Origin of the sequence: Leeuwenhoekiella marinoflava DSM 3653, from assembly GCF_900129005.1 — a bacterium.
GTDB lineage: Bacteria > Bacteroidota > Bacteroidia > Flavobacteriales > Flavobacteriaceae > Leeuwenhoekiella > Leeuwenhoekiella marinoflava.
This window is the reverse complement of sequence record NZ_FQUN01000006.1, coordinates 21,532-48,512: the sequence shown is the minus strand read 5'-3', so window position 1 is coordinate 48,512 and position 26,981 is coordinate 21,532. Positions and strand designations below refer to the sequence as shown.

26 protein-coding genes are annotated in these 26,981 nt (G+C 36.5%); 8 read left to right on the top strand and 18 right to left on the bottom strand.

Annotated features, from left to right (window positions below; all coding sequences use genetic code 11):
* Positions 1–153: 153 nt before the first annotated feature.
* From BUB91_RS05140 to BUB91_RS05120, 5 genes are all read left to right on the top strand, one after another.
* Positions 154–1,452 (top strand): DUF4270 family protein, encoded by a 1,299-nt coding sequence (locus tag BUB91_RS05140; protein WP_164917827.1) that lies wholly within the window; start codon positions 154–156, stop codon positions 1,450–1,452.
* Positions 1,430–2,668 (top strand): BamG family beta-barrel-assembly machinery protein, encoded by a 1,239-nt coding sequence (locus BUB91_RS05135; protein ID WP_217653696.1) that lies wholly within the window; start codon positions 1,430–1,432, stop codon positions 2,666–2,668. Before BUB91_RS05140 ends, BUB91_RS05135 begins: the two co-directional genes overlap by 23 nt.
* Before the next feature lie 544 nt (positions 2,669–3,212).
* Positions 3,213–4,346 carry an NADH-dependent flavin oxidoreductase gene (locus BUB91_RS05130; protein WP_073097879.1) on the top strand — a complete coding sequence of 378 codons (1,134 nt, stop codon included), beginning with the start codon at positions 3,213–3,215 and terminating at the stop codon, positions 4,344–4,346.
* Positions 4,347–4,523: 177 nt separating this feature from the next.
* Positions 4,524–5,867, top strand: a complete 1,344-nt coding sequence (locus BUB91_RS05125; RefSeq protein ID WP_073097877.1) for an aldehyde dehydrogenase family protein — start codon at positions 4,524–4,526, stop codon at positions 5,865–5,867.
* Between the two features lie 426 nt (positions 5,868–6,293).
* A complete protein-coding gene (locus BUB91_RS05120; protein WP_073097875.1) occupies positions 6,294–7,190 on the top strand; it encodes a helix-turn-helix domain-containing protein in 897 nt (298 codons plus the stop codon).
* An 834-nt stretch (positions 7,191–8,024) separates the two neighbouring features.
* Here the strand turns inward: BUB91_RS05120 and BUB91_RS05110 are convergent.
* From BUB91_RS05110 to BUB91_RS21450, 4 genes are all read right to left on the bottom strand, one after another.
* Complete coding sequence (locus BUB91_RS05110; protein WP_073097871.1) at positions 8,025–8,921, bottom strand: NmrA family NAD(P)-binding protein; 897 nt, start codon at positions 8,919–8,921, stop codon at positions 8,025–8,027.
* 11 nt (positions 8,922–8,932) lie between these two features.
* Positions 8,933–9,859, bottom strand: coding sequence for an alpha/beta fold hydrolase (locus BUB91_RS05105; protein ID WP_241652575.1), 927 nt, complete (start codon positions 9,857–9,859; stop codon positions 8,933–8,935).
* Positions 9,860–9,929: 70 nt separating this feature from the next.
* Positions 9,930–10,493, bottom strand: a complete 564-nt coding sequence (locus BUB91_RS05100; protein ID WP_073097868.1) for a Crp/Fnr family transcriptional regulator — start codon at positions 10,491–10,493, stop codon at positions 9,930–9,932.
* Between the two features lie 737 nt (positions 10,494–11,230).
* The gene (locus BUB91_RS21450) at positions 11,231–11,362 is read right to left on the bottom strand and encodes a hypothetical protein (RefSeq protein WP_262490528.1); all 132 of its coding nucleotides are present in this window, start codon (positions 11,360–11,362) and stop codon (positions 11,231–11,233) included.
* A gap of 261 nt (positions 11,363–11,623) precedes the next feature.
* On the opposite strand from BUB91_RS21450, the gene BUB91_RS21630 reads away from it, so the two are divergent.
* Positions 11,624–11,941: a LytTR family transcriptional regulator DNA-binding domain-containing protein gene (locus BUB91_RS21630; RefSeq protein ID WP_073097862.1), complete on the top strand. Its 318-nt coding sequence runs from the start codon at positions 11,624–11,626 to the stop codon at positions 11,939–11,941.
* A gap of 65 nt (positions 11,942–12,006) precedes the next feature.
* On the opposite strand, the gene BUB91_RS05080 is transcribed toward BUB91_RS21630, so the two are convergent.
* The 11 genes from BUB91_RS05080 to BUB91_RS05030 form a co-directional block, all read right to left on the bottom strand.
* Entirely contained in the window at positions 12,007–12,957 is a 951-nt protein-coding gene (locus BUB91_RS05080; protein ID WP_073097860.1) for a hypothetical protein, read from the bottom strand.
* Positions 12,958–13,099: 142 nt separating this feature from the next.
* Positions 13,100–14,473 carry an RHS repeat domain-containing protein gene (locus tag BUB91_RS05075; protein ID WP_073097858.1) on the bottom strand — a complete coding sequence of 458 codons (1,374 nt, stop codon included), beginning with the start codon at positions 14,471–14,473 and terminating at the stop codon, positions 13,100–13,102.
* Between the two features lie 66 nt (positions 14,474–14,539).
* The gene (locus tag BUB91_RS05070) at positions 14,540–15,385 is read right to left on the bottom strand and encodes a hypothetical protein (protein ID WP_073097856.1); all 846 of its coding nucleotides are present in this window, start codon (positions 15,383–15,385) and stop codon (positions 14,540–14,542) included.
* 74 nt (positions 15,386–15,459) lie between these two features.
* On the bottom strand, positions 15,460–16,824 hold the full coding sequence (locus BUB91_RS05065) for an ankyrin repeat domain-containing protein (RefSeq protein WP_073097854.1): 1,365 nt from the start codon (positions 16,822–16,824) through the stop codon (positions 15,460–15,462).
* Between the two features lie 32 nt (positions 16,825–16,856).
* A complete protein-coding gene (locus BUB91_RS05060) occupies positions 16,857–18,068 on the bottom strand; it encodes an ankyrin repeat domain-containing protein (RefSeq protein WP_073097852.1) in 1,212 nt (403 codons plus the stop codon).
* A gap of 45 nt (positions 18,069–18,113) precedes the next feature.
* Positions 18,114–18,521 carry a hypothetical protein gene (locus BUB91_RS05055; RefSeq protein WP_073097850.1) on the bottom strand — a complete coding sequence of 136 codons (408 nt, stop codon included), beginning with the start codon at positions 18,519–18,521 and terminating at the stop codon, positions 18,114–18,116.
* 111 nt (positions 18,522–18,632) lie between these two features.
* Positions 18,633–19,340 carry a LytR/AlgR family response regulator transcription factor gene (locus BUB91_RS05050; protein ID WP_073097848.1) on the bottom strand — a complete coding sequence of 236 codons (708 nt, stop codon included), beginning with the start codon at positions 19,338–19,340 and terminating at the stop codon, positions 18,633–18,635.
* Between the two features lie 5 nt (positions 19,341–19,345).
* Positions 19,346–21,127, bottom strand: a complete 1,782-nt coding sequence (locus BUB91_RS05045; RefSeq protein WP_073097846.1) for a tetratricopeptide repeat-containing sensor histidine kinase — start codon at positions 21,125–21,127, stop codon at positions 19,346–19,348.
* 254 nt (positions 21,128–21,381) lie between these two features.
* On the bottom strand, positions 21,382–22,293 hold the full coding sequence (locus BUB91_RS05040) for a helix-turn-helix domain-containing protein (protein WP_073097844.1): 912 nt from the start codon (positions 22,291–22,293) through the stop codon (positions 21,382–21,384).
* Entirely contained in the window at positions 22,280–22,639 is a 360-nt protein-coding gene (locus tag BUB91_RS05035; protein ID WP_073097842.1) for a DUF4345 family protein, read from the bottom strand. Before BUB91_RS05035 ends, BUB91_RS05040 begins: the two co-directional genes overlap by 14 nt.
* A complete protein-coding gene (locus BUB91_RS05030; protein ID WP_073097840.1) occupies positions 22,639–23,553 on the bottom strand; it encodes an alpha/beta hydrolase in 915 nt (304 codons plus the stop codon). Before BUB91_RS05030 ends, BUB91_RS05035 begins: the two co-directional genes overlap by 1 nt.
* Positions 23,554–23,858: 305 nt before the next feature.
* On the opposite strand from BUB91_RS05030, the gene BUB91_RS05025 reads away from it, so the two are divergent.
* Both BUB91_RS05025 and BUB91_RS05020 read left to right on the top strand, forming a co-directional pair.
* Positions 23,859–24,344, top strand: coding sequence for an RNA polymerase sigma factor (locus BUB91_RS05025; RefSeq protein ID WP_073097838.1), 486 nt, complete (start codon positions 23,859–23,861; stop codon positions 24,342–24,344).
* A gap of 3 nt (positions 24,345–24,347) precedes the next feature.
* Positions 24,348–24,956, top strand: coding sequence for a hypothetical protein (locus BUB91_RS05020; protein WP_073097836.1), 609 nt, complete (start codon positions 24,348–24,350; stop codon positions 24,954–24,956).
* A 666-nt stretch (positions 24,957–25,622) separates the two neighbouring features.
* Here the strand turns inward: BUB91_RS05020 and BUB91_RS05015 are convergent.
* The 3 genes from BUB91_RS05015 to BUB91_RS05005 are packed head-to-tail and all read right to left on the bottom strand — an operon-like array spanning position 25,623 to position 26,963.
* A complete protein-coding gene (locus tag BUB91_RS05015; RefSeq protein ID WP_073097834.1) occupies positions 25,623–26,144 on the bottom strand; it encodes a GNAT family N-acetyltransferase in 522 nt (173 codons plus the stop codon).
* A 12-nt stretch (positions 26,145–26,156) separates the two neighbouring features.
* Complete coding sequence (locus BUB91_RS05010; protein WP_073097832.1) at positions 26,157–26,618, bottom strand: GNAT family N-acetyltransferase; 462 nt, start codon at positions 26,616–26,618, stop codon at positions 26,157–26,159.
* Positions 26,619–26,633: 15 nt separating this feature from the next.
* A complete protein-coding gene (locus BUB91_RS05005; protein WP_073097830.1) occupies positions 26,634–26,963 on the bottom strand; it encodes a DMT family transporter in 330 nt (109 codons plus the stop codon).
* Between the last annotated feature and the right edge of the window lie 18 nt (positions 26,964–26,981).

The window sequence follows — 26,981 nt, the reverse complement described above, 5'->3', positions numbered from 1 at the left end:
CCACATATTTCACCGATAAACTCGGACTGAGCTTGTTCATAGATTAAAAATCCAGATTCAATGTATATTTTAACCCGTTAGTCTATTGTATTTGAGCACCACTATTTAGGCTGTTAGGTTTGCCTGAAAATTCAACTACGTATGTTTAAAAACATGATGAAAATCTTTGCTCCCGTGTGCATATTACTACTACTCACCTCTTGCGCAGATGACGACTCCAGTTTTCCGGTAGGTGAAGATTGGATAGAAAGTGATACCCGTGTTCTGTATATAGACACGATGACGGTAAGCAGCAGCACATTCAAATTTGACTCTGTACAAGTCTCTTCAACAGATCGGTTACTTTTAGGTACTTACACCGACCCAATTTTTGGCAGAACCACCAGCAAAATTTTCACACAGTTATCTAACAGTACCTATACACTTGATGATGCTGCGGTTTTTGACTCAATAGCATTGATTCTTAACTATGACGATTATTTCTATAATGATACTACGGAGGTTCAAACCTTAAGAATCCATGAAGTTTTACAGGATATCAAAGTGACCGACGACGGTTATTTTTACAATACGACCTCTTTTGATTATAATGAGAACACCGTAGGTAAGGTTACCTATACGCCACGCCCCATTAGAGAAGACTCTTTACATTTACGGCTTGATGATGCATACGGAAGTTTACTATTCAATGAGATTCAGGATAATGAAATAAATAATGCAGATGAATTCTTAAGGTATCACCGGGGTCTGCTTCTAGAACCAGACGCAGCAAACACCACTATTTTAGGTTTTCTACCCACCAGCACCATTCGTATTTATTACTCACTTCCTAATGAAGTTGAAGACGAGGACGTTTACTCTTTTGATATGACCTTTAACAGCAGCTACACCTTTCACAACATAAGCAGTGATCGCAGCGGCACTTATTTTGAAACTCTTGCTGAGCAGGAAGATGAAATAGAATCTGATGCTTCTAACGGTATGAGTTATATACAATCTGGAGTTAGTCTTGCTACTCGTATAGACCTACCCAATCTTAACGGTTTAGACTATATAGAAGGTAACGGTACACTTCTAGCGGCAAACCTTGTAGTCTCGCTTAACACCGCAACAGAAACCACTTCGCTACCGGCTGGAGAAACCTTATCGTGCTATATAATAGATCAAAAAAATATAGTTCTGGGTACACTTTACGATTATGATGGTGCAGAAGCCACTGGTACAATCGCTGCTGAGTCTGATGAGTTTGCACAAAGAACCTACTCGATTCCCATACATTATTTTTTAGATGAAAAGAGCACAGACTCCAACGGTCATAATTGGTATCTGGCACTTTTAGACCCAGATAATAATCAATCTGTAAATCGATATGGCTTTTACGGAAATCAAGAGGCAGACGAAGACCTAAAACTTCAAATCATACTTATTTATGCGGTTTATGACAATGAATAAATTAGCAATTCTCATACTTTTATTCTTAGGAATAAGTAATCTTAAGGCACAGACCAATGCACTTTCTAACTCTCCCTATTCACTTTTTGGAGTAGGTATCCCTAATACCTTTAGCACGGGAAAGACCAATGCATTGGGCGGTGCCGGGATTGCTTTAAAATCAGACAACTCACTAAATAGCCTCAACCCGGCTTCTTTAGGAGCCATGCCTGTAAAGCACTTTTATTTTGATATAGGTTACAAAGCCCAACTCTTTAGCCTTAGCGAAGGAGCAGGGAGTTCTAACCAGAGTAACTCTACCTTCTCTAATGTGGCTTTAGCCTTTCCTGTAACACAACAATCTGCAGTGAGTCTGGTACTTGCTCCCTACAGCAATGTGGGTTATGACATTACAGGAATTGAGCAAAGCATAGAAGGTTCTACCTCATTTTATACTTCAGATGTGACCGGTAATGGCTCTTTAAACGAACTGGATCTGAACTATGGATATTCCTTTTTTAATAAATTGAGATTGGGGATTACGGGAACCTATTTATTCGGAAAGACCGAGCAGACTGAATACAATACGATTTTGGATTATTTTTTAGATATTCAGCGGGAAAACAGGTATACTGGTTTTCGTGTAGGAGCGGGTTTTCAATATGATATAACCGACAAAATTTCGATAGGTTCTAACGTAAAAATACCTACTTCTCTCGAAGCTACTCAGAATAGTATCGTGAGTCAGGATTATGATGATGACATTACTGAAGAGACTTCGGTAAAGAATTTTGAGCTACCTCTTGAAATGGGCTTTGGTACCGAATTTAAATTTGGGGAAAGCTATGCTGTTTATGCAGATTATACCCGAAAACTCTGGTCAAAAACAGAACAGGAAAGCAGTTTTAACGATTATAAAGATCAAGATAGTTTTAAAACCGGACTCACTTTTATTCCAAAACCGGGTGGTATCTATTACTGGCAAAATGTAGAATTTAGAGTTGGCGCTAATTATGATACGGGTTACTTAAACATTGCTGGTAACGATGTAAGCAGTTATTCGGTTAATGTGGGACTTGGGCTTCCTGTAAGTCGCAGCGGTTCTAAATTAAACCTGATGTATTCTTACGGCAAAAACGGGGAAACATCTAACGGTTTGATTCAGGAGAATATTCATTCGCTTTCGATCAACTTTAGCCTGGACGGAATCTGGTTTATGAAGCCTAAATACAACTAAGGTAATTCAACTTCAAGAATATGTTACCGTACCTCATTAGAAATAAAGAAACGTCCATCAAGTACTTAAGAGTCTACGACTCTATGAGTTTTGAACATTTCATAAGCAAACAATCTATTTAAGGTTAAACATTTATTTGCCCGAAATTCTTTAGTTCTAATCAGTCTGTTTTAAAGGGAAGCTTATAGCTGATATTTATTAAGTGAAACTCAATAAGCTTTTAATAATGTTTGAATCAGATTTCTTTACCTTAGATTATCTGCCAATATGGTCTGGCGCATTTTAATCAGTTCCGGTTCAAAACTTCTTTAACGATTCTGTTGGGTATTCATATCAAAAAAGCCCAAGGCACTTTTAAGTCTTTTCATTCCCTAACACTAACATTTACAACCCTTGATTCGCTCAACTTAGTGTCCAATCTAATGTAATAATTCCACAAATCTCTTTCCGCTATTTGTATCATATCTTCAGACTTTTGTATAACTAACAGGATAATTTAACTCCTCACCTTTGTATCATCATTTAACAACATAAAAATTAAATAATGAGCAAGACAACAGATACAAAACAACTATTCCAAACTTTTACTTTTAAAAACGGAATCGAAACCAAAAATAGGATTGCAATGGCCCCAATGACAACTTGGGCAAGCAATGATGATTATACAATTTCTGACGATGAACTAAAACATTATGAGACTCGAAGTGGAAACGTTGGTTTGGTTATAACTGGCTGCACCAGAGTAATGCCAAATGGAATTGGTTTTAACAATGAATATGCTTCTTATGATGATTCATTTTTACCGAGCCTTAAAAAACTGGCTGCTGCTGCAAAAAAAGGTGGGGCACCTGCAATTCTTCAAATTTATCACGCTGGAAATAAAGCGGTTTTGGATCTTATTCCTGATGGTATTCCTGTTAGCGCAAGTCCCGTAGCATTAGCACCATCGGCATTTTATGCAGGAGGAACCGTATCACGTGAACTTACCCATGAGGAAATTTTGGAAATGATAAAGGCTTTTGGTGAAACGACTCACAGAGCTATACAGGCAGGTTTTGACGGAATCGAGTTGCATGGAGCTCACGGATTTCTATTGCAAAATTTCTTTTCACCGTATTACAATCAACGTACCGACTACTGGGGCGGATCTTCCGAAAAACGCATGAACTTTGCTGTGGAAGTGATCAAAGAAACTCAGGATGTAATTAAAAAATATGCAGACAGACCATTTTTGATAGGTTTTAGAATCTCACCAGAAGAGCCTGAAAGTTATAGCGTGAAAGATACCTTCCCATTAATCGATAAACTAATTGAAAGTGGGATTGATTACCTGCACGTTTCACTTGCTGATCTGCTTTCACAAAAGTCGATAAATGATGAAAATGGAGATGCTACTCTTTTAAAATCAATACTCGATCACGTCAATCAAAGAATTCCTGTTATTGCTGCTGGAGGTATCAAACAGTTTAATGATGCCATCGAGGCTCTAAAAATGGGCTTATCAATGGTGGCTGTTGGACACGGGCTTATTATCAATCCAAATTGGGTGGAGCTTGCATCTAATGAAGAACAAGCAGATGAAGTTTTAAGTATGTCTAAGGCTGATGAACTTGCTGTGCCTAAAAAACTACAGGAATTCATAAAGGTAGCAACGGGATTTTTTCAGGTGAAAGAATAAGCCACATAAAGAGCTTGAAAAAATCTTAATAAAAACATAAGTAACTGGAGCGTACTGGTGCACAAAACAAACAGTTACTAAACGAATAGACTAATCACTGTGAGATCTATATCTTATAAATCTAATGAACAGGGATCGCTATCATAAACAACATAATATCAATTTTAATATATTAAAATGGAAAATTCAATTTTAACTGGCAGTGACGAATATAGAAGAGTATTGTCGCTACAAAAAAAATACAGCTGGGAACTTAGAAAATCAACAGCCCTAGACAGGATTTCGACACTTGAACGTTTAAAAGTATCTCTCTTGAAACATAGGGAAGACCTCGCTCAGGCTTTAAATAAAGACCTTGGTCGCCCTGTGGCAACTGGTGGATATTTAGAGACCGATAGCGTCATCCATTTGATTGATTATACAATCACAAATCTTACAACCTGGATGGAATCAACCAAGGTTACAGAATTGGAAGGAGCCGAGTCTGCTTATATTCGTTACGAATCTAGAGGTGTTGTATTGCTTTTCGGTGCCTGGAATTTTCCAGTTACCCTTTTATTTGAACCATTAGTAACCATCATTTCGGCAGGTAACACCGCGATTGTTAAGACTAATGAAGTTTCTCCGACTGTAGCTTCTGTAGGAGCAAAAATTATCAAGGAGACTTTTGAGGAACGCGAGGTTGCCGTTTTTGAAGGTGATACATCTGTTTCAAATGCCTTACTTGAACTGCCAGTAGATCACATCTTCTTCACCGGAAGTCCTAGTGTGGGTCGTATTGTGATGGCTGCCGCTGCTAAACATCTGGCATCTGTTACGTTGGAACTTGGAGGTAAATCGCCAATGGTTCTGGATGAAAACTATAGTATTGAGGCTGCAATGCCGTCCTTCCTTTTCGGTAAATACTTAAACAACGGACAGGTTTGTATCAGTCCGGATTACGCGCTAGTGCCGAACAACCGCATTGATGAGTTCGTTGATACATTTAAAAACATGATTCAAAGGATGTTTTACGCAGATGGTAAGTTCCAGCCAGATAACAATGCGCACATAATCAATGAACGAGGTTTTGATAGATTGAAAGGTTATATTGACGACGCAGTTAAACGTGGGGCAACTATTGCTTTTGGTGGTTCTACCGACCGTGAAAAGCTGCTTATCGAACCTACTGTTTTATTGAATGTAGCTGTAGATTCAGCTGTATTAGAAAATGAGATTTTTGGTCCTATTTTACCGATTATTGGTTATGATGAGCCAGCCGATGCAATTGCCTTTATTCAGTCCAAAACGAAACCCCTTGCGATGTACATTTATTCAGATGATGAGATGTTTGTGAATGAGATCATTGATAACACATCTGCCGGAGGTACAAGTATAAATGGCTGGGGTACTCACTTTATGGAGCAAACGCTACCATTTGGCGGTGTAGGTGAAAGCGGTATGGGATCTTATCGTGGAATATTTGGTTTCCGTGAGCTGTCGCACTCACGAGCAGTAGCATTTGCAAAGGCATCTGTTTAACATAATTAATTTTGAGAAATAAAGTAGCAATCCTCATCGCATTCAAAAGGGGATTTGCTGCTCCTAAAGCTTAACTTCTGCATAAATAAGAATTGAAATGCTTCACATGCCTATTGAAAACCATAGAGGTGGTCTCTACCTAATGAAGAAAAAGCGGACGAAGTTTTAAGTATGTCTAAGGCTGATGAGCTTGCTGTACCTAAAAAACTACAGGAATTCATAAAGGTAGCAACGGGATTTTTTCAAGTGACGGACTAGCCTTGCTATTTTAAAATCAAAATAAATAAACTTTCTAAAATATATCCTGCTATTACATTCATTAACAGATAATTAATTATTGAAACATCAGGCTATATATTTAGAGAATTCGTTAAATTATTGAAGTCTAAATACCATTGATAATTTTTTGAATAAAAAATATTACTTATGAATCATTATAAAACAATAAGTGAACTCTGTAAATCAAATGGATTTCCACCACCAGAAAACCCGCTGTTGGGCATACTAACTTTTGAGGAGTCAGAAAAATGTACTTTTATAGAGCGCGAATTTACGATGGGGTTTTATACCATTGCCTTAACAAAATTAAAATCAGGGACATTTCAATATGGTAGAACCAAGTACGATCACGACAATGGGTCTTTGGCATTTCTAAAACCACACCAGAAAGTATTGATGAATAATGTAGAAACAAGTGAAAAAGGATTTCTACTCTATATTCACGAAGATTTTCTAATAAACCATAGCCTTCATTCAGAAATAAGTAACTATGGATATTTTGATTACGAAGTGAACGAAGCTTTGCATCTCTCTCCAAAAGAAGAAGATATTCTTTGGGATTTATTCAACAAGATACAAGTAGAATATTATAATAATCAAGACGAATACAGCAAAGATATTGTGCTTACGCATATAGATTCGTTCTTAAAATATGCCCAGCGATTTTACAAACGGCAATTCTTGAACAGATCTGTTCTATCGGGATCTATAATCACAAAATTTACGGATATACTAAAAAAACATTTTGAAAATGGAGGTCTACAAAAAAGCGGATTACCGTCTGTAAAATATATGGCCGAAAAACTGGCATTGTCACCAAAATACCTAAGCGATTTATTAAAGCAAGAAACAGGCAAAACAGCACTGGAACATATTCATATTGCATTAGTTATAGAAGCAAAAAATATTTTGATGGGAACCGACAAAACCATCGCCGAAACTGCCTATCAATTAGGTTTTGAAAACCCACCCTACTTCTCAAGACTTTTTAAAAAGGAGGTAGGCATTACACCTACAGCATATAGAGAACGATTCTTGAATTAAGAATGAACCTGCAAGAAAATAGAAAAAATAGCTTACAAAAAGGTTTCAATAGAACTGATATAATCAGCCAGTATTAATGTAAATTAATAAATTGGGTCTTACACTTCTTGACATAATCTCAAAATAAAAAAGCTGCAAGCCGTTCAGTCACGTCACATATAATTTTAGAAATGTCTATATCTTATAAAAATCCTTACTTTAATCCTACAATAGCTTTTATAAGCTTCTACCCTACTTGAACGATGTCTTAGCCTTGGGTGAAAAATGTATCACAATAAATAGTATGGTTCTTACACCGCGAATAAATAAAATAAATGAAATATACTATAAAATCTCTGTTTCTGTTCTTTTGCCTTGATGCCAAAGAACCAACCTGCCTATCGGCCAGGAAAATCAAGGCTGCAGATACTTTGGAAACTATCACGGCTTACTCGCTATATTCTAGAAAAGAGGCTAACACATCAAATTGATTTAAAAAAAAAAGTTTTAGCTGGTCGCTATTTTAATAAGTCTTACTACTTATACTCCAGAATATGGACGTTCCTTTCGCCTATGGTTTTAACCAAATCCCCCCTACCAAACTATAAATCAAACCTAAACAAACAGCTAATCTCTTTCCATGCGGCTTTAGAGTCGATAAAACTAAAAAACCGTCTCTTGCCAATCTATGAATAGTATAAAAGAAAAAACCGCTCTAAAGCGGTTTAGATAAGAAGGAAATTTTTAAAAATTATAGCCTTGTGAAACAGTTACTAATTTTAGTAGTACTATTCTAACAATCCCGATATGACTAGCATAAATAGCTATTTTCAGATTGTGTGTGGTGGCTTTTAACTACCTTACAAAAGACCTTAAATAAGCTAATCCAGTAGTCCATGTTAAGTTTCCATAACGCCAATTAGCCAACTGATGATGACGTGTTGAAAACATGGAGTACATATACTGACTTTGCTGCCATCTTGCATACAATTCCTTTTCTCCGGCGGGATTATCCGCTCTTTGTTTTTTAATGAAATCCGCAAAATCTTCCATACTCGATAGCTGCCTAAGACTGAATGCTTCGCCTGTTATTTCCTTCACAAGATTCCACAGCATATTAGGACTTATTTGAAAACTTGCAATCTGTAAGTCTCTAGGAGCCTTATCATCCAGTGCCACTTCGGCAGTAAATGCGGCTGTATCATCTACGCTCGTAAAGTCTAGTTTCCAGTCGGCTTTTTCTCCCCAGTAACCGATGCTTCGGTTCTCTAAGTTTAATACCGGAGTATTGTATTGGAGTATATCTGCAAAAGCACCGTTGAACACAGAAGATGCTTGTATAGAAGTACTATCTAGATAAGCTTTAAATACTCTTCTTAGATCAAAGTTCCGGTTCTCACCCGGTATTAAATCAGTATAATCTGTACAAAAATCGGAAGGAATAAACCTTGGAACATTTGCTTTAAGGGCAGCGTCTAACAACCTTTTTTGCAACTCTATAATAACATCGTCCAGGCCAGCCAAAGCTGAAACAACTATATCTTTTCCTTGGCATGCTTTGGCTAGTTCTTCGGTGCTGTTCATGTCTACCTTGATAACCAGCACTCCCATTTTTAAAAGAGCTTCTATTTTTATAGTATCGGTCGAAGGCCGAACGATAGCACTTACGGTAGCCTCTCTTTTTATCAGCTCCCGGCAAATTCTATTCCCTAAATTGCCAGTAGCGCCCGCTACTAAAATCGATTTTCTCATATTATAATCAGCTAATTTTTATTTTCAGTTAAGAAGTTTACTACCCCCTCAATGACCTGCTCTGGCTGTTCCTCATACATATAATGTCCGCTATTTAACATTCCAATTACATCCAGATTGTTCGCGACATAGGGCAAGCCCATCTTCATAAAGTTGTAACTTACATAGCTACCAATTCCTAATACGGGTATATTCAATTGCTTGTAGCTTTTAGAATCTTCAATATCTTGAATAAAGGTCTGGTACCATCCATTAGAAGCCCGTATATTTTCTGCATCATTATAAATGGAGGCATATAACTCTCTTTCGAAGGAACTCATCTTTGTAGCATCAATCATAACGTATTCAAAAAGATAGTCTAGTAGGACTTGATATCTACCTGCTAACAACTTTTCCGGTAAACCTTTCACTTGATTAAAAGCCATCCACCACGGGTAAGGCCTATTCGCATCCATCTTACTTTTGAAAGTGCCTTCAGACGGGATGAGGGGCATTTGAAACATCCCTTCACTCGGGTGGGCCCCATCGAGAACGATAAGTTTTTCTAGGGACTCAGGATAGTTAAAAGCGAAGCTCATAGCTACCATGCCGCCAATATCATGCCCCATCATGTTTACTTTGCTTAAACCCAGGTGCTTTACAAGGGCTAAAATATCGGTTGCCATGGTTTTCTTATCATAGCCTGCTTCGGGTTTCTCGGAGCTTCCCATTCCTCTAATGTCTACCACAAAAACCTGAAATGATTGGGCTAACTCAAGAGCAATGGGATGATAAGAGTACCAGGTTTGTGGCCATCCGGGTAGGCAGATCAAAGGCTCACCGGTTCCCCCCTCTACATAGTGTAGGTTTACCTCATTAACAGTCGCATATTTATTGACAAAGCCGGGCCATTTTTTAATGAGCTCCTCATCGGAATATTGATTCATACGTTCCATCATTAATAGTTTTAATTTTCACAAATTTAGATCGGAAGAGTATTGGAAAACCTACCAAATGGTAGGTAATGAATCACTTGATTTCTTTGCGGATTCTGCTAAGTGCATTAGGAGTAATGCCCAAGATGGAAGCTAACTGCTTAACGGGTATTTTTTTGACAAAATCAGAATTTTTGAGTAATTCCAGATAGATCTGTTTGGCAGATAAGGTTTGATAGTTCAGGTTTTGATCTATCTGTCTGATACACATATCTTCCCATATTTTTCTTCCGAACTCTTGCCATACCGGAAATTTCTTATAGAGCTGATCCATTTCAGCCTTGCTGATTACCAGAAGTACGGTATCTTCTATGGCCTCAATGTTGAAACGAGAAGGTACTTGAGCGTGTAAGCTTGAGATCTCGGTAAAAAAATCATTCTCAAAAAACACCCAGGAAGTATGTTGTTCATCAAACTCTCCATAATGAAGGCGCAGGCCTCCAGATTTTATAAAAAAATATTGATTGGCAATTTGTCCTTTTCTCAAAACAAGTGCCCCTTTCTTAACAGTTACATTCTTAAATTTTAAGAGAACTGTTGTGAGGTCGGCTTCGCTAATACGCACCCGGTATTTTATAAAATCTGAAAACTCTTTCATTTAAATTCTTTATTGCTAATCTTCATGATTTAAGAACTTGATTTTTACCGCTAACGACAGCATGTCTCAAAACTAACTGAAGTACATTCAATATCCAATAAAACCTAAATATGGAAAGATAAACGTTTGACAGAAGCTTAAGAATACTATTCTTCTAAACAGTTCGGTTTCAAGGCAAGCTAACACCTACTACAGAGCAGGACTCTCAAGTATTAAGCTTTTTAAGTTTTGATGCATTTGCTTATTGGTACGTGCCACTAAGCAAAGACTAGCAGCAGTTGGGGGGAATAACTACGCAAAAGGGCTCTTTTCTTTTCTGCATCCGACGACCGTAGGAAGAGGAATGTACTGTTCTAGAGAATCTAAAGCCTTAAAACGACATAGGAGAGCCTCTTGATCAAATCGACGAAAGAGATTCACGAGCTCCCTTAAAACTAATATGTCGCGAGTCAAGAAAATGAACAGAACATGATTTTGAATTTCAATCTTTATCATTCCTTCGCTTCCTTTTCCAAAGGAGGTACCCTACAATAAGAAGTATGGGGAGGATTACAAAGACAATTACATCAAAAGGGTCTTTAAAATCCACAGGAAGGTTATCATCGGGGTTTTGAGTTCCCGGTGGTAATTGGTTTAGTATAAAAAAGAGTTTTGTCAACATAATTGTAAGTTAATTTTTTTACGAACAACCTTGTACTAAAGAAAACACAAACTTAAAACGAGTAGCTCAGAAAAAACTAATCTCCTTTTTTGTGTTTATGTGGTTTTAGAGAAGGTGTATTTCCCGGAGTACTTTTATTATCTCGTTGTCGTCGGTCTGGTTTACCTGTTGAATCGGCAATACGCTTAGGTCCTGGTTTGATTCCCATGATGGTGCTATTTAAGTTATAAAATGTACCTGCTTAAAGCTTTATATAAAGTTACAAAGAGAAAACTTCACAAAAACCTACAATACAAACACTTACCAACACACATATCAATACGAGCATATTCTAAGAGCCCTTATGTTTACCTGATCTTTCAAGACTCAAAAGCCTGGTTTTCAATAAGGTCGTTACAAGTGTTTTGCAACTGGGTAATGCTTTGTTCTTTCCAAGTGTCAAAGGCTGAAGTACTATACCTAAAATCCGATGGAAACTATGTTTATCTATTATACCATAAAGTCCGTTTATGAGGTATGCGGCAAACTCAAGGAAATTATCAACATCCTAGAAACCAAGGGTCTGTTTCGTGTGCATCGGCGCTACGCTATAAACTCTGAAAAAGTAAAAGCCATAGATAATCAGGCTATTTATACCCTGACCCATGAAAAACTACCATTCTCCAAATCTTTTCAATATACTAATACGCTCCTTCTTCAGTTATCATCATCAATTTCATCAGTATTGGATACCATTGACCTCTTTTTAGATTGTTGTAAAGTGAAAGAAATAGTGTCTAATACTTGATATTCCAGTATACTAATTTTATCGATATTCTTAATCTGAAAGAAAAAGTTCTAATTACTATTCGTTCATTTTAAGTGCTGTATCAAAAATGCAATAACTAAGCTGACGGCAAGTCCGATATTTACCTTTCCGAAATCTTTGGCGATAATAATATAGGTGTATTTTATTTTCTTTTTATTCAGCAGATAGGTGATCGCCAATTCTCTTCCGGCTAAAATCCCTATAAATACCCATGTTGTACTCATAGGTATCGAATTGAGGTTTCCAAAGACAAACAGAAAGACACCATAGATTAAGTCGATAATAGTGGCTGACCGTATATTCTTAGTATTTGATTTTTGATTGACTATTTCCTGAATCTTCCCTCCCCGTTTTCTGAATATATAAGCCATAATGAGCAAAATACAGGTCAGGGAAATCACAAGTTGTACCAGGCTAAGTTTTCTGGGAAGGAAAACAAAAATATTCGCAAAATCCTGAATCAGCCATTGAGACCATAAAAAGCCAGTAGAAAACCATTGCGCCATAAGCCAAGAGTGCTTTCTTTTTTGTTTTTCCAGCTTGTCTAAAGAAAGTCTAGATTCTAATTTCCGAGAAATAATAACATAGACCACGATGGCAAATACAAATGCAATTGCATATCCATAGACCGATTTCAAAATCATTTTTTCTATTATCATCCCTGAAGAAAAAATACTTAAAATCATAAAAGTAGTGCTCACAGGAATTCCAAAGCGAGTAATAGCCAATAACGCAACTGGTGCTAAAAGATACCACCATTCTAATGTTTCAGGTAACGGGATATTGGTCAGTCTTCCATAAGAGACGTCTCCATCATTAACGTACCATCCGTAACATAAAGTTATTGATAAAATACTAATGGCAAAAAGCCAAAGCCACCACCATTTTACGCTAAAGTTTGAAGATATAAAAGTGCCTAAAGTTTGAATAACATCATTGGCAATTACGGAATATGCCGACAAAATAAATCCAAGGTAACCTATGACCAGTTCCATAATGGGGTTGAATAAGAATGTCGTAAATGTAGTAGGAAATCGATTTAAAATGAGAACTGATTAACAAAGAATTCTGAAATAAAATTGCTTAAATATGCTTAATGTATAGGCCAAATTTCAATTTTGTTGTCCATCTTTTTAATCACTCATAATAAATGATCTTACGTTCATTAATCACGTGTTGCAGCACCTCATCAGTTTTTGAAGAAAGGAATTTTTGCTCCAATTTCACCCAGTTACCACTATCATCATAGTCATAGGCCTTTATTTCTATGGTTTCTTCCAGAGGTTTTTTTACCGTATGTTCTTTCACATTGCCCTTGCTATCATAAACGTAAGATTCGTCTAAGCTTATGCTTCCATCAGACTCATAAACAACACGTTCAGTCATATTTGAAACGGAATCAAATTTTCTGATAACTTTGGATATCAAGTTTCCCTTAGTATCGACCGACCTATAAAATATTTCATTACCGTTCTTGTCATATTCTATATAGTTTTTGGCACTGCTACCTTTGGAATCATGAACGTTTTCCTGTATTAAATTTTGGTTGGAATCATAAGTAAGTTCATAGGTTATTTTACGAACTAGTTCGCCGTTATACTTTTTTCCGATTTTAGAAATCAGGCTTCCGTTAGCATCATATTCGAATGTGCTGATATACGATAGATCTTCATCTAAATAATACCCCTTCGAATAATCTTTGAGATGTCCTTTTTTAAATGTAGTAGAACTCTGGGGCATATAGCGTAAGTGAGTCTCTTTAATTATTCGGTTTTTTTCATCATATTCATACTCCCAAAGGTGTTCTAATCTTTCCTCTGGACTCACATATTTTTTAAACTTTAAAAGATTCCCATGGTCGTCATACTTCCAGGTCTTTTTATAACCGAAAGCATCTGAAGAAGGATATTTCACGTCAACCTCTACTAGTTTTGAATGTTCATAGATCTCTTTTTGAATATGATCCACTTCGTTAGTTTGTTTATATACCGTTATTGTTTGGTGGCCATCCTCATGAATTTCAAGTTTATTTTGAAGATATAGTCCTTCGTGTGGGAGGGTAGATTTCTTGGCTTGATGGGCCTCCCACTCCTCCATAGTTTCAAACGTAGGGGACATATAGGTGCTTTTGGCAATTTTATCGCCCTCACTGGAATAGCTATGAACTATCTTTTTTTCTAATCTATCTTGAAAATATTGTTTCATCTCTAAGATTTGTCCTTCCGAGTTATAGGTGCTCTGATGGGAGTATTCATCAGTATCAGAAAACAGTTGCTTTCCATACCTGTTAAAGCCATATTCCGATGTTCGTACTTTGGCCTCTTCCTCAGGATATTGAACAGTAGAAACCTCACGTATAGCCTTGACTGTTCCTTCTAATTTTAATTTTTTCCAATCAGTTCCTTCTTTATCAATGATGAGTTTGTTTTTTTTAGCTGTTGCACACCCGGTTATTAATGAAACTCCAATAATGAACAGGCCCATTTTAAAGATCATGACTATTTTTTTCATTTGTATATGTTCGGTGTTTTGAGGTAAGATTTCAGTTCTATTTTTTTTCTTAATTGGTTCTATGCCTTATGTCGTTTTATACATATACCAGGCCCCGGTAATTTTCTTTAGCATAATAACATTTTCAGGGTTCATAACGGGTAGGTCTTTTGTATCCTCAACATAGAGGTACCCCACAGCATTATCTACTATTCCCCCAATTAAAAAATTGATACAATTTTTAAAATTAGGACCGCCAGTTGAAACAGCAGAAATAAACAGTTTTTCATAGGATGGCTTTAAATTTTCAATCAGGTTTATTTTTCCTTGTGAAGCACTTTTTTCTTTCTGCACTTGTTCCAATGCCATACGCTTTAGCCTTTCAAACTCATCTTGGTTTGCTAGAAAATGCTTTGCTATGTTTTGATCTAACTCTAGTATAAGCCGCGCGTTGCCTAGTTGGAAGTTGTAATCTTCCATTGATGAAAACATAGCGTAGGAATCGGGATCGCCACGTCTTTTATGGTATTTTATTATACGCCTTACCTCTTTTTTAGATATATGTTCCAATGAGTTTCTTAGTTCCTGAATACTACCTGTATTGGCAAGTGCCCTAAAGGCTTTCACTTTCCAAATGGAATCTTTTTGAAAATATAAATAGGTATCTATTCCTTCTGCTAAAGAATCTAAAAGCGTCATCCTTACTACAGCCGAAGTTTTTTTCTGCTCCAGCAAGATGAACCTTGGGGTAACTCCTTTTTTGAAATCTAAACCCAAAGGACCGTTGTAGTCTTCTGTTAAATAGGCATCCATATTTGGCATATCTTCTTTATTGAAGATCCTTTCTGCCAAAACCAAGGGTTCCAATTCCTGACCAAGGACGGTGAAGAAGTTCCAAGTGAAAACACTAAAAATAATTATGCTTAGTTTCATATTACTGGGGTGGTTGGTTATTTTAAGATTTTATCATCAAACGATGTATTTTTGACCTCCTCTTTAATTCCTATTTATAATTTATTGAGGATCTTAGCTTTCGCTTCTTTAAATTCCTCTTCCTCCAATAAGCCTTCTTCATATAATTCTTTAAGTTCCTTTAGTTTGGCTTTAATTTCATCTTTATTCATTGAAACTGCCGATTGAATACTATTGTTCTCAACTGAAACAGCATTATTGGTCGGGTTGGGTTTTAATACGTCAGCACTATCTTTTTCACCTAAAATGAGGGCAGCAATTTCATTATAGCCTCGAATGCTGGCATAATCCAGGGGCTTTTGTTCCCTCACATTCGATAGATCGACATCGACAGCATTTTTTATCAATAAGGCAACGATATCTTTGTTTCCAACTGCGGCGGCGTAGTGCAAGGCAGTGTTTCCAGATTCATCCTGAATATTGACATCGGCACCCTTTTGAAGTAATAATTCTACCATATACAAATGCCCGTTCTTTGTGGCGATATGCAGTAAACTCTCGCCACCAGCGGTTCTGGACTGGCAGATATTAAACAAACTGTCTGATGATAGATCCTGAGCTGTTTCTATAAAATCGAGATAGCTTCCCATGGTTAATTCGCTTTGCGAAGGGGTTTGGAAATTAACATCCAAACCTTGTCTCAGGAACAGGCTGACCAATTGCTTTTGATTGTAGGCGCAGGCGTAATAAATAGGCGACAATCCGCTTGGAGTATGCTGAAAAATATTGGCCCCTTTTTCCAAAAATAACCTCACCAGCATAATGTTGTTATTGTAACATGCGTATTGCAAGGGCGTGACGGACTGTGCATCGGGTTCATCTACCGGAATACCATTTTCAAGCAGGGTTTTAATGACAGGCATATTACCAGAAGACAATGCCAACTGGATCAAATTACTACCATCTTTTGTTTTGATGCCCGTATCTGCGCCTTGTTCTATAAAGAAGTCTATCAATAGTTTTTTGCGATGAACAACGGCCAGCATTAGCGGGGTTTGACCAGTGTTATTGGTGCTTTCCAGTTGCAATCCGTTTTCCAGGAATAATTCGGCCAAGGGTTTTTGCCCATTTTTAGCCGCAAGATGTAATAGGGTGTTTCCTGCCTTATCAGTGATTTCTGTTTTGGCATGGTTTGCTATCAGCAATTTGATGACTAGTGTCTGGTTTTTTAGCGTTGCGAAATAAAGCGGCGTTTCACCTTGATGGTCTTCGTAGTTTACATCGGCACCTTTTTCAATTAAGCTGGCACAGATTTCTTTATAACCTTGATGAGCGGCATAATGCAAAGCCGTACGACCTTTATTGTCGGTATAGTTAAGGTCCGAAACTTCATTTTCCAATAACAGTTCGGCTATTTTTCGGTTGCCCTTTTCACAGGCGATTAAAAATGATTTACTCATTCTGGATTTTAGGTTTCTTTATTAATTAACTGTTATTTTGAGTTATTTTTCAACAATAAAATCACAACTTTCTCTTTTAAATTATCGTCAGAGGCGAGATCCAATGGTGTTTTATCCTGGGTGTTCCTTATAGTTGTATCGGCACCTTGTTGGAGTAACAACTTGGTCATTTTATACTGTTCTTTTACCCTTTTTTGATCAAAATTGAGTTCAATAGCGCACACTTTATGTAAGATGGTGTTGCCCTTGTTGTCTGTGAGGTTAATCTCGTGATCATTATGTTTCAAGAGTGTTTCAAACACGGCAAATCCTTTTTTTAAGGCGATCTCCAAAACAGTTGTTTCTTCGCCATACACATCGCGATTTATCTGATGGATATCGCCGCCCATTTCGAGTAATTTGTTGAGATATTCCAGTTCCTTTTCGCCCGGGCTGTAAAACCTATCGATATAGTTGAACAGCAAGGTTGACCCGTGGGAATTGGTTTCTTCTAAGGAAGGGTGGTCGTATTGACAAAGCAGGTCAAACACTTCATAGCAAACTTTATCGATCAACGCGATATGAAAAATGGAATTTCCGCTTTTGTCTTTAACCGATGTATCTGCACCATTTTCTAAAAGAAGTTGAACACTATCAAACTGATTATTTTCAACGGCAAGGAGCAGTGGTGTCTTACCTCCTTTATTTTTATGATCCACATCCAAGCCCTTGTCAATAAGCCACTGCATTACCGGAGCTTGTAATTTATTAAAAAGCAAGGTGTTGTCTGAAGTATCCATTTCTGTGATCTCACAACCAGCCTTCACTAGGATTTCAAGCGTTTTAACTGGTAATTTTTTATTTATTGCAAGCTTCAATAGTGATTCATTGCCAGTGCCTTCCTCTATATTTTCTATTTTTGAAATAAACCTCTCAAAGAAATCCAAGGCTGCCTCATTTGGCTGTTCCCGGGAAAGACTTTGAAAATTATATGGAGTCATCGCTTGGGAGTAAAACGGGGTTGCTGAGAAAACAGTATCAATAAAACTTCCACTGAGTTTGTCCAATTCAAACACATCTAAAATCACCGCTTCTGAGTTGGATAATTTTAAGATGAAATCGTATTTTTTCAGATGTAAAAAGGTGCTGATTATTTGATTTTGATCAAACAAAGCAAGTGCTTTAAAAGAACTTGCTTCGGCTAAAATAATAGCTTCTACCTGATCATAATCTTTAGCAAAAAAGGCTTGCTTTAACTGATGCATTTATATCGGTTTTTTGATATTCATTATTGATTTTGTCCATTAGTATTATCCAATAAAATAGAATACCAGGGAGAGTACCCCCAGGGCTAAAAGGATCAATCCGGCAGGAATCTGGTATTTTGTGAGTTTTAATCGCAGGGCCTGACCTTTTTCTTTTGCGGTTTCATTTTTTTCTAAAAGGTATTTAGAAATCAAGCCGTAACCCAATAAAAATCCAACGACAAATTCTACCACGGCAACAGCTAAGCCTATGATCCAGGCAAGGCTTAAACTTCCAATACCTAGAATTGAACTAATGGCACCCCAAACACCCCAAAAAGCAAGTATAACTCCAATCCAACCTTGGTATGGTGTCAGTTTGTCAATGAGTTCTTTGGCATTCGGTTTTTTAGCGACAATCACGCTAGCAGAGGCAATAAGTCCGCCTAAAATGGCAATAATACTTCCAATCATAATGTAGTTGTTTTAATAGTTTTATGTTGGAAACAAACCTATCGTCTAAATTGACGAATATGAAATTCAACTCATAAGCGTTGGTAGCTAATTGATAAGCGTATGATTGATTTAGTTTAAATCGTGAATAGAATCTTTAAATAATTTTCGTTTGCGATGCGAAATAGGAACTTCGGAGCCATTGCTGAGTAGTAAACTGCTCGTTTTTAAAATTTTAATGTGCGACCGTGCTACCAGATGGGATTGATGACAACGTACGAAGCCGTATTCCTGCAGGAGCTCTTCATAATATTTCAGGTTTTTGGAGACCATTATTTTTTGCTCCTTGGTGTAAAACACCGTGTAAGAACCATCTGCCTCAAGATGTAAAATATCTTTGATAGCAATCAAATAGCGGTTATCAGTTGTTTTAAGAACAATTTTCTGATCGTCTTTTTGTGTTGCTACCGGTGTAATGGTGGGTGATTCACGTTTATTCGCGCGCTCAATGGCTCCCTTTAGTTCGTCTGGGTCAATGGGTTTGAGCAAATAATCGATAGCGCTAAACTTGAAGGCTTTAATTGCATACGCATCATAAGCAGTTGTGAAAATAAGTCCAAATTGTTGCGATTCAAGTTGGTTGAGCAAATCAAAACCAGTGCCGTCTTCAAGCTGAATATCCAGGAAAAGCAAGTCTATTTCATTGTTGTTTAAGAACTTCACAGCTGATTTTACATTTGACAAAACAGCTTGAATCTGGAAATGCGGCGCGGTGAGTTGCAGCATTCTTTTTAAAGCTTCCTGGGCATTTTTCTCGTCTTCGACAATAACAACGTTCATAGATTTTATGATTTTAACGACAATGAAAATGCAACCCGTGTTCCTTTGTTTTTACCCAAGGATTGAATCTTAAAACTTGTAGCATCACTGGGATTGTGAATTTTTAGACGTTCTTTAATAATTTGTGTGGCGTGCAATTTGTTGTCCGAAGTTGGGGTATAGCCTTTCCCGTTATCTTCAATGGTGAAATGCAGGCATTTTTCATTTTCCTGGTTTACAGAAATCACAATCTTTCCGGGTTTGTCACTTTTCTTCAGTCCGTGTTCAATGGCATTTTCTACAAAGGGTTGCAATAACATGGGTGGAATGTTCAGGTTGCCCGGCGCCTCTTGCGTTTGCACCAAAATATCATACTCAAAGCTGTGGTTAAACCGAAATTTTTGGGTTTCCATATAATTTTGAAGGGCATCTAGATCTTCCTCCAAGCTGATCCATTCTTTCTGAACAAAATCAAAATTCTGACGAATTAATTTTGCAAATTTTGCAATGTAAGATGCCGCATCCAACGGGTTTTTATTCATTACCGTATTTTGAATAGCTGTAAGGGCATTAAAAATAAAATGCGGGTTCATTTGGGAGCGCAACACCTTATTTTCAAGCAAAGCGCGTTCTTTTTGCCGTACCAAATCTTTTTTCGATTGGCGTTGATAAAAATAGATTCCGAAGGCAAGCGCAAGTAAAAAGACAGAAAGCGCGATCCATTGGTAAGTCATGGTACGCTGCTGTTGCTCGCGCCATTTCAGTTCGTTTTCCAGCAATTGCTTGTGCGTGTCTATCAGTTGTAAATTTTCTTCTTTTTGACGCAGGGCAAGTTCGGCATCAATACGTTCAATAATAGATTGATAGCTTTTGGCAATGAGCGGATTGTTTTGTTCTAAACTGTTATTTAGAAGGGATTGATAGAGCGATTTTTGCATATCGAGCCTACCCGTTTTTTCTTCAAGCTCCAATGCCTTCAACAAAGTTTTTTCTTCGTCTTGAAGATCATTTTGTTGGTGTTGCAATCGTGCCAGCGATATCAGGGGATTGCTGTTGTTTATTTTCAAGGAATCGTTCAGCGAAATAGCTTTTGTGAAATAAGATGTCGCCTTTTCGGTGTTGTTTAATTGGTTGTACACAATGCCCAGGTTGTTGTACGATTTGGCTACCGAAGCCATATCCTTCAACTTACGATTTATAGCTAAAGATTTCTGATTATAGGAAATGCAACGCTGTAAATCGCCTTTGTTTCGATATAGAATCGCCAAATTGTTATAGTTAACAGAAAGCTCAGCCTGGTTGTTATGCTCTAAATGATAGGCTTTTGAAACTTGTAAATAGGAAATAGCTTTATCTAACTGCCCAAGTTTAAAATAGACGTAAGACATGTTGTCGTTGGCTTTTACAACCAGCTCTTTATTCTTTAATTCTTCGGCACGTTGCAAAGCCTTGTTCCCATATTGTATGGCTTCACTTTGTTTATTCAGCCTGGAAAAATTATTTGACAGTTGTATTTCAACATTCATTAACTGCTCGGCTTGTGTTTTGGGGTTAAAGCCATTTTTTGCCTTCTCTAAAAGCGTAATTGCTTTGTCTATATCGTTTAGGTTTTGGTATGCATAGCCACTTTCTTTGTGTAAATACGGGATTAAACTGTCTGCTGTTCTTTTAGAAAATAGTAATTTATCAATTTCTATGATGGCATTCTGGGGTTGGTTTTTTCTTAAGACGACAATGGAATCAAGGTTGATCTGAGCTTGCAATTGCAGGCTAAATAATAAGAGGAATATGTATAATGTTAATTTCATTTATGCATAGGTACCCATGTGATCTTACATGGTTTTAAATCAGGTGCATGATATCAATTCAACCCATAAAAATAACCTATTTAGGAAGTTTAGCAGAATTTAATTTTTTTCTAAACCGGAACATATTTTAGTTAAAAAAATATTGAAATAGCACTTGAAGCAAGCCCTTATATGCACGGTGCTTTGAGAGGCGCATTCCGTCACTTAAAGGCGAAGCCGTCTACTCGATTCGCGGTAGTATTTTTATTTTTCTGTTAATCAAACGATTGTCTATACTTCAAAGGTGACATTTCGGTTTTCTTTTTGAAAAGCCGGTTAAACGATTGTGATCGCTCAAAACCTAATTCATAGGCTATTTCGCTTACGGATAAGTTTGTTGTTAAAAGTTTTTCTTTTGCTTTTTCAATGAGTTTTTCGTGAATGTGTTGTTGGGCGTTTTGTCCTGTCAGCAAACGCAACATATCGCTTAAATAATTTGCGGAATAATTGAGTTGATTAGCTAAATATTCAACTGTTGGTAATCCTCTTTTAAGTGTTTCTGAAGTATTGAAATAGTCGCTTAAAAGATTTTCCATTTTTGAAAGCAAATCGTTATTTACGGTTTTACGGGTAATGAATTGGCGTTCGTAAAAACGATTGCAATAAGTCAACAGCAAATCAATTTGCGACAACATAATGTCTTGTGTGTGCTTGTCAATATGCTGATATTCCTTTTCTATTTTTTGGAAAACATCAACAATATTTTGCTCTTCCTGTTGCGAAAGGTGCAAGGCTTCATTTAGGGAATATGAAAAGAAACCGTAATTCCTGATTGTGCTTTGCAGTGGGTGCTTTTTCAAAAAATCAGCATGAAAAATCAATACATATCCTGTCCCAATTGTTTCGTTAAAAGCATTGGTCTTATCTACTTCAATAGACTGGACTTGTTTAGGTGCAGTAAAAGTCATTGTCCCCTTGTCAAAATCATAATATTGTTGCCCGTATTTTACTTTGGATTGGATATTATTCTTCAGAGAAATCGTATAAAAATCAGTAGAAAAATGTCGCCACAAATCAGAATTTACAGCGTGTATTTCTGAAACCAAAACCACACTTACCAACGGATGTAAAGGCGGTGGCATGGATAATAAACGATGAAATTCAGATAAAGAATTAATTGTCTGCATATCTATATAAAATTCCGAAGATGATTAAAGCAAAAATTTCTATAGTAAGCCAAAATACTTGTTTTGAAAAAAAACCGTCTAAAACAAACCCGAATAATCGGGCTATGATAATCCCCAAAGTTAGAAAAAACAATACTGCACACACCGCTAATTTCCAATCACTCCATTGAGTGTAAAATATGAACAAAATCCCCAACCCAATTAGAAATCCCCATTTAACCCGCACTTCAATCATCTGATATGGGTTTTCGGATAAAGGGATGTTGCTAATTAAGTTGGGCTTATAGGTCAGAACACAACCTGCGATAAGCAAAACTGTTCCGATTATTTTTAGAAAAACAGTCATTATTCCTGTAATAGATTTTCCTTAAAGAATGGGACTAACTTATCCAATGCTTCTGCTGTTGCTTCGGGTTTATCGTATAAATCATAATGACCCGCTCCATTTACAATATGGATTGTTTTGTTTTTGGAAGCGGCTTTTTGGTACAAGTCAAAACCATCTCTATATGAACCGAAAGCACCAACTTTGTCGCCAACAATAATCAATAAAGGTTGTGTCAGCAAAAATTCAGCAAGATGAAAAGCGTCAAATATTATTAAGTTCGGCATACTTGCAAAAAGCAATTTATTGTTTGAAGTAGGAAATTCGCCTCTTGGCGTTCTGTAATAATCAATAGCCTCCAACATATCCAATTCGTTTATGCCTGCTTGTTTTGCTTCTTCGCAAGAATTGGGTGTCCAATTGGTAATCATCGATTCTGCTCCGTTGGCTTCCGCAGTTCGTTGCGAAGAAACAGCTTCTAATGTTTCTAAAAAATTTGCTTCTCTAAATGCTCTGCCTATGTTCACTCCTGAAACCGTTGCCACTGCTCTTATTCGCCTTTCTTTCAATGCTGCATTTGCAGCGTAACCACCGCCTGCACAAATGCCTAATAAACCGATACGATTTTTATCTACAAAATTTAATGTAGTAAGATAATCTACGGCATAGCGTATGTCTTCTACACGATTGGTTGGGTCTTCCAAATATCTTGGCTCTCCACCGCTTTCGCCTTGAAAAGAAGCGTCATAAGCCAAAGCAATAAACCCTTTTTTGGCAAGTTTTCCTGCATACAAACCTGCGGTTTGTTCTTTTACGCTACCTCCCGGATGAACGCAAACAATAGCCGGATAATTTTGTGCTTCATCAAAATTGTCGGGCAAATGAAGGATGGCTGCTGTGTACCAATTTCTGTTTTTGAATGTTACTTTTCGCATTGTTTTGTTTCTTTTAAGTTTACCAATGCAAAATTCATCTCCCTTTAAAAGATAAATGTTTCAGAATCAAGGTTCGTTGTAACCAAATCAGGGATAAGTATCGGGATAATAGTAACGCTAACGTCTCTTTTAAATATTTAGGGCTATTCCATTGTACTTTATGAAAAATATGGTGGAAATATTCTTTTCCAAAACTAAATTTAGAGGCACAGGTCAATTTTAAAGAATGTAAAATAGTATTAAAATATAAAATGTTTTGTGCTTTTTTGAAAAAAGCGATACTAATAGAGTATAGCGAATAATTTATGCCACAGGAAAAAGAATTTGTAGAAATAATTCAGAAAAACGAAAGCATCCTTTACAAAATGATGAGGTTGTATGCCGATACTAAAGAAGATCAGAAAGATTTGTACCAAGAAATTGTCTATCAATTATGGAAGGGCTTCAACACATTTAGAAGTGATGCAAAAGTAAGTACTTGGATATATCGCATAGCACTAAATACAGCCCTGTTGCATTTAAAGAACAAAAAAAGAAAAGGACATAAAACATCGTTAGCTGGAATTGTACTCGTAGCTGAAAACTACGACCCAATTCTTGAAGAACGCATTAAAACCCTGTATACCAGCATCAAAACTCTCGGTGAGGTGGATAAAGGAATTATATTTCTCTTTTTAGAAGGAAAAAAGTATGAAGAAATAGCAGCTATAACTGGTATTTCAGCCAGTAATGTAGGAACACGTATGGCAAGGATAAAAGAAAAATTGAACAAAAAGATAATCAAAAAATAATGTATGGAACTCGAAGAAATGCAAGCGACCTGGTCTCAAATGAGCGACCAATTGGAAAATCAAAAAAGACTTACCAATAAACTAATTATGGAAATGACTAAAGAACGTTATAAAAATAAAATAGGCATACTTTCTAAGTATGAAGGCATAGGCTCCGTCATCTGTTTCATAGTGGCCATTCTGCTCATTTCACGATTTTCAGAGTTGGATACTTGGTATTTGTTAGCTTCCGGTATTTTTACCATCCTTTATTTAATCATACTTCCAGTAGTTGTACTACTTTCTATTAGTGACATGAAAAGTATCGACTTAACCAATAGCACCTATAAAGATACCTTTATCGCTTATACTAAAAAGAAAAGGCAATTCCTTTTAATACAAAAAACGGGTATCTACCTCAATTTTATTCTTTTGGCAGTCAGTTTACCTGTTGTAGTCAAAGTATTTAAAGGAAAGGATATATTTATTACAAACATCGATTTGTTGTATTGGTATATTCCCATAATGGCGGTTTTTCTAATTCTATTTTCCATTTGGGGTTATGCCAAATACAAAAGGGTAACGGATTCCGCTTCTCACATTCTGGAAGAACTTGAAGATACATCTTCTTAAACACTAGTCACCGACTAGTTTTATTAAAAAAACAACATCATAATTATGCTGAAAAAATTTCAGTCAGGAAAGCCCTACACTAATTTTTAAAATCAAAACTATGAAAACAAGCATAATCACAATCTGTTTATTTTTTCTAACACTAATGATCCTTTCATAGAATATACAGGTGTTTGGAATGGTGCTATTGAAGTGGACAAAGACAAAAAATTCAATTTCATATTTAACATTCAAAAGATTGAAAAAACCTATCAAACCCCAATCGATATTCCCTCACAAAGAGTCAATGGAATAAAAGCAATAAAAACCTCGGTCAAAGTGTAGCCTTCCCCGTCTCAATTTTCAAAATTAATTTCATCTGACGGCGGTCTATCTCAAAACCACTTTTTTATTCTTTAAAAGTAGTTGAAGTAACAACGCTATCCAATAGGTTTTAAGCCTTGCTTACTTGGTTTTATATAGTTTGGTAAATCTAACGAAGCTTATAGCTATTTCAGATTGCTAGTGCTACTTGTTTATCCTCCTAAACATCCACATTTTATAGTACTGCTTTTTACTGATTTAAGAACGGTCTAAAACTAAAAACCGCTCTGAGCGGCTTATTTCAATCTCTATTTTTACAAACTATAAGCTTGTGCAAAGCTACCATTGTTAGCTGCTGGCTTTTTAATTCAGATTTAGTTTCATCATTATGTCAGTTTGTTCATCATTTCCGAGTTTGAAAACGTGTTTGTCAAACGCTTTAAATCCATTCTTCTCATAAAATCGGATTGCTCTTGGGTTTTCTTCCCAAACTCCCAACCAAACATATTCCACATTTTTTTCATTTGCTAATTCAATTGCTTTGTCATAAAGAATTTGTCCGACTTTTTTTCCGTGATACTCTTTTAACACATAAATCCGTTCAATTTCGAGTGCATTGTTATCTTTTATTTCGGTCTGTGATTCTCCTGCGTTTACTTTTAAATATCCGATTGTTTTTCCGTTAAGCTCGGCAAAGTAAAATTCAGCATTGTGGTCGGTCAATTCTGCTCTCAGTTTTTCTGTTGAAAATCCATCTTCCAAATAATCTTTCATATTTTCTTCACTATTTCCTGAAGAAAAAGTTTCGCTAAAAGTTAATTTTCCAATTTTTTGAAGCTCGATAATGTCAGCTGTCGTTATTTTTCTTACTGTTATTTGTTGCATCTTGATTATATTTCAGTGGTCTAAATTCCATTCATAGTTTAGCCAATCGTTGTTTTCTTTGGCTCCCAATTTATTGTAAAACCTTATTCCACCTTCGTTCCAAGGTGCAACAGTCCATTTTATTTGCTCACAATTATTTATAACCGCTTCTTCTTTGAGAGCCAGCATCAATTTTTCGCCAATTTTATGCCCTCTGTAAGTTGTGTCGACATAAAGTTCTTTTATGAATATGGCAGGTTTGTTTTGTGCTGTAAACGGCAAATAATAATAAACCAAAATTCCTGCTATTTTTTGATTGTCATCTGCAACCAAGCAAGAAAAGTCAGGTGGATTTTTTTTAAATCCGCGTTCTCTGACGATTTCGGGCGTAATAGCAAATGAGTCAATATATTTTTCAAAAATGGCTAACTCTTTCATCAGTTTCCAAATTCCGCCTGAATCAGATTCTATGGCTTTTCTTATGGTTATATTCATTTTTTGAAATGCTATTTAATTTGATGATACTGCTTTTAATCCAACGATTGAAGCGATTAATGTTGTGAGAAATAGTATTCGCAGAAATGTTGCAGGTTCTTTAAATATAAATATGCCTACGAGAACAGTACCAACTGCTCCAATTCCTGTCCAAATTGCATAAGCAGTGCCTATTGGTAATGTTTGAGTGGCTTTAATTAAAAGCCCCATACTAATTGTAAGTGTAACTAAAAAACCAGCATGCCATAGATACATTTCATTTCCCGATGTTTCTTTTGCTTTTCCCAAACAAAATGCAAAGGCAACTTCAAACAATCCTGCAATAACCAAAAGTATCCAATTCATTATTTTCTAAACTTTGGA